Source organism: Pisciglobus halotolerans (assembly GCF_900113675.1).
GTDB lineage: Bacteria > Bacillota > Bacilli > Lactobacillales > Carnobacteriaceae > Pisciglobus > Pisciglobus halotolerans.
Genome location: NZ_FOQE01000070.1, coordinates 1 through 4370 on the forward strand (window position 1 = coordinate 1; position 4370 = coordinate 4370).

Below are 4370 nucleotides of genomic sequence, written 5' to 3' on the forward strand. Positions count from 1 at the left end.
CCAGGACCTGTGTACAGTCCGCCACCAGGACCGGTATATGCTCCACCACCGGGACCGGTATACAGTCCGCCCCCTGGACCCGTGTACAGTCCGCCTCCGGGGCCAGAATATTGATTTCTATTCCACATTTTTTAACCTCCAAATTAAATTAGGATTTTTATTGATTATTTTGAGTCAATTGATTTTCTTCCAATTATTTCCGGATTCAGATGTTGGTGGTAAGCGATCACCCTTATCAATATTAACAATACGAGGATCTTTTACCGTTCCTCCTCTGGGTCCAACTTCCAAATACTTTCCAGCAGGTTTATTATCTTCCCCAGGATTATGCATTTTAGTCATGACTATTGTCTCCTTTCTTTTTATTGTAGGAACACTCTTGGCGAAGTCATTCTTTACAAATTTATTATACCACTATATATTGAATTAACGGAAAGAACATAGCTATATGTTGTGTTTTTTTAAAATTTTATTTTCCGAATTATTTTTAGAACTACGAAATTTTATTAAACCCTCTAACAGTATAGGAATTAAAGTTTAATGAATATTTACATAAATGTAATAATAAAAAAATTTACTCTAGATAAAGAATAAGTTTATTTTATTCAATTCTCTAAATGTTCTGATATTTAGAAAAACAATCTGTAATTTAAGTAAATATTTTATTTTTAATGTTCATAACTCAAGAGTATTGACTATGATTTTACAATCCAGTAAAATCAATACATACAATGGTGTCATAACTTATAGTCGAAAGTAAAGTGAAAAAGAGGGTGAATAACGTGAAATATGGCTATGCACGGGTGAGTACTCGTCATCAGGATTTAGAAGGACAGATGCGACAATTGGAAGAGGAGCATTGCGATCGAATCTATTTTGAAAAGATTACTGGAACCAAAAGCAACCGCCCTGAGTTTCAAAAGCTCCTACAGGAAATTCAAACTGGAGATACACTAGTAGTAACAAAGTTAGACAGATTCGCTCGAAGTACCCAAGACGCACTGAACACGATAAAAAAACTTTTCGAAAAAGGAGTCAAGATTAATGTGTTGAACCTAGGTGTTATTGAGAATACATCTACTGGTAGGCTGATCTTCACTATCTTCAGTGCCTTTGCGGATTTCGAACGCGACCTCATCGTAGAACGAACTCAAGAAGGGAAAGAAATTGCTAAGCAGCGACCGGGTTTTAGGGAGGGGCGTCCGAAGAAGTTTTCTCAGCAGCAAATTAATTTGGCAATGAGACTTCTGGAGGAACACTCTTACACAGAAGTAGAAAAGATGACCGGAATTAGCAAAAGTACCTTAACTCGTTATAAAAGAAAATTGCAGCTGACACGAGGTTAACAAGAGATACATTTTGTCGGATTAAAAGAGAAATAAGTAATTACTAGTCTTCTGTAAGACGATACTTACCATTAAGGAGAATATTTATGATGAAAAAAGAGAAAAGCGCATACTCTGAAGAAAACATTACTTCTTTATCACCTAGATTTGAATATCCGGTAGCGCTTGAGCAAGTGTCTTTAGAGGCTGCAAATGTATTTTATACCTCACCAGTATTTGAAAATCTGGCAAAGGTTACCCAACAATTAGCCGAATCAATGTACCAAAATTCTACTCTTCCAATAATAGAAAACATAACTAAAATTAACCAACAATTAGTCGAATCAATATATAAGTTCTCTACTTTACCAGCATTAGAGAATTTGGACACAATTAATGAGCAATTAGCTAATTCAGTATACAGAATTTCAACTTTACCAATAATAGAAAATATGAATAAAATTAATCAACAATTAGCTGAAATAATGTACCAAATTTCAACTTTACCAGCATTACAATCTTCCATAAAAAGTGCTCAACAAGCAGTCCTAGGAATTGGTGAATTATCAATTTCCAATTCCTTAGAGGAGATTATAAATAGCAGTAAACATATAACAAGCCTTGCTGACATACTATATAAATCCGATTTAATTACTGGTAATTTGGAAAACTCTGATGAAGAAATTAGCAGTCAAGAGATACATGGTATCTTGAAAGAAAAAAATCTTTTTAGTCAATATAGGTCTTTAGAAAGAAAAATCGATAATTTATCAAAAAGAGAAGACAGAAAAGAGGCACTTCAAGATAAAATAACAAAAAAAGATATCATACTAATATTATTGCCGATTCTGTTACTCCCGTTTTTCCAACCTTTTTTAGAAGTTTACAATAATTGGGCACAGCAGCCTGCTACTCAAATAATAAAAACAATAAAAAACGAGATTAAACTAACTAATGAAAAAGAGGTATATAAAAACATACGAATAGTTAAAAAGAGTGGCCTACAAGTCAAACAAAGTAATAAGAGGAATTCGAAAACACTTAATAGTTTAGAATTAGGTGAACTAGTAGAAATAATATTTAAGAAAAAAAATTGGACTAAAATTAGAGTAATTGAAAGTGAAAAAATAATTGAAGGTTGGGTGTATACTCGTTACTTACAAAAAATAAATTAAGAGAACAAATTAGTGATAAATTTAAGATATCACAGAAATAAATTGATTAATTTACTAATATTAGAGTATTTAATTCTACTCTAATGAATTGAAGAACAAAAGGAAGTTGTCAAACAGGGATCGTTTTTTTAGAGGGGCGTCTAAAAAATGTTAAGTAGACAATTGCTTTGGCGATGAGGCTTCTGGAAGATCACTCTTACACAGAAGTTGAAAAAATGCCTGGAATTAGCAAAAGTACCTTGACCCGCTATATAAGGATCCTCTTAATATAGAAGAAACAGTAAAAATAATAAGCACAAAAAATAATCGTCGAATTATTTTTTGTGCTTATTTATATATTCATTGCCGAAATCATAATTCTAAAAAAGTTACTTAACTTTAATTCTCCCTCACTACAAGATCTTACTTAGAGCGCGGACAATCCCAACCAAAAATCCAATATTATTTAGAGTGGAAAGTGTTTGGAACGTCTGTGTTTCAGAATACTTTTTAATCATTGTCCAGGCATAAATGGATAGTGTTGAAAGCTTCGCCTCGGTTCCGTATTATTTTGGATCATTCTAAGCTCATTTCAGATTGTTTTACGGATAACTTACTCACGAAAAGATCTCAAATCCGCCATTTTACTAATCAAAGATAAAATTAATTGTAGGAATAAAAAAATACCTCTCTGCATAAGTTATTGCAGGAGGTGAACGGAACTATGACAAGAAAAGAATACAAGAAGAAAAAGGCAATCAAGAGAGTTCAGCTGTGGCTAACACTCATTGAGAAACTTGCTGTTATCATTAGTCACTTTCTGCCTTAATAAACGGTAGAATTGCCACTAACAAATATATTAGTGGCAATTTTTAGAAGTGGCTTAACTTACTATTTCCAACGGACATATCTTACTTGTGGTGGTTGCTCACTTACGTCAGTCACTTCTATATTGGTAATGTTCAATTTTATACCTACCATACCATGCTGATCATTTATTTTTAAACTACGAGGATAATAGAGCGTGGTTTTAAGATTTTCAGTATCCTGTGGGGCCAATTCTACACTGTATGATTTGCCATCGGATGTTTTAAAGATAACAAAATAAACATTATCTCTAATTAATCTACTAGAAATATGACTTCTATTGAAAACGGTCGTATAGACTTCACAGTTTACTATATTGAATATCTGATACAGAAATAAGCATCCAATTAATTTGTCTTGTGCTTCTTGGAACCATCTCTGATCCCCCTCCATTAATTTTTCTAAAGACCAATCTCTCTGCAAGCCTAAGAAGACTTCTAAAGGGCGATAGGTGGGCAGCCCGTAATGATGGCTTCTAGAAAGACCCATAAGATGTGGGATATTTTGGTTGCCAACTTGTATCTGAAAGGCAGGGAGGGCTTCATTGTCAGTTTCGTAAGTATATATTTTTTGCGATACGTGTGCCTCGATGGATTTTGCTAAATCCTTTAATACAATTGCTCTAGGATTGATATCGCCATTAAATTTCTCTAAAAAATCTAAATTGTAAATTTACCTTCCCTCCAATCAAAAAATGAAAATAAAAAAAGAGGACTCCATATAGAGTCCTCTTTCCGAAAAACGGACTCTCACCGTTTCTCTTACTGACGCTCCCTCTTTCCTCAGGAGTTGGAAGTCCTTGTAGTTTTTTACTCGTAACAACGAGCCGCAAGGCCAGATCAACCCGCAGTCACAGGGCCGATATAAATTAAAATCCATTGTTTTTCTACAAACTAATATTACCATGAATGAAAAGAATTGTCTAGTTATCAAAGAGTCTAGTATGTGTCAAGTTTTTCTCGGGCATCCTTTTACTAAGCTAGTTTAGGCTTTCTATTTTTGTACACTCATCAGCTACCGCACG

General features: G+C 33.8%; 4 protein-coding genes. 2 read left to right on the top strand and 2 right to left on the bottom strand.

Annotated elements, in window-relative coordinates; genetic code table 11:
- Window positions 1–174: 174 nt before the first annotated feature.
- A complete protein-coding gene (locus BM057_RS11305) occupies window positions 175–342 on the bottom strand; it encodes a YjzC family protein (protein WP_010731417.1) in 168 nt (55 codons plus the stop codon).
- Window positions 343–782: 440 nt separating this feature from the next.
- Here BM057_RS11305 and BM057_RS11310 point away from each other — a divergent pair, with 440 nt between their 5' ends.
- A complete protein-coding gene (locus BM057_RS11310) occupies window positions 783–1346 on the top strand; it encodes a recombinase family protein (RefSeq protein WP_092093855.1) in 564 nt (187 codons plus the stop codon).
- 89 nt (window positions 1347–1435) lie between these two features.
- Window positions 1436–2500, top strand: coding sequence for an SH3 domain-containing protein (locus tag BM057_RS11315; protein WP_143074521.1), 1065 nt, complete (start codon window positions 1436–1438; stop codon window positions 2498–2500).
- 870 nt (window positions 2501–3370) lie between these two features.
- Here the strand turns inward: BM057_RS11315 and BM057_RS11325 are convergent.
- A complete protein-coding gene (locus BM057_RS11325; RefSeq protein ID WP_092093861.1) occupies window positions 3371–3769 on the bottom strand; it encodes a hypothetical protein in 399 nt (132 codons plus the stop codon).
- Window positions 3770–4370: the final 601 nt, after the last annotated feature.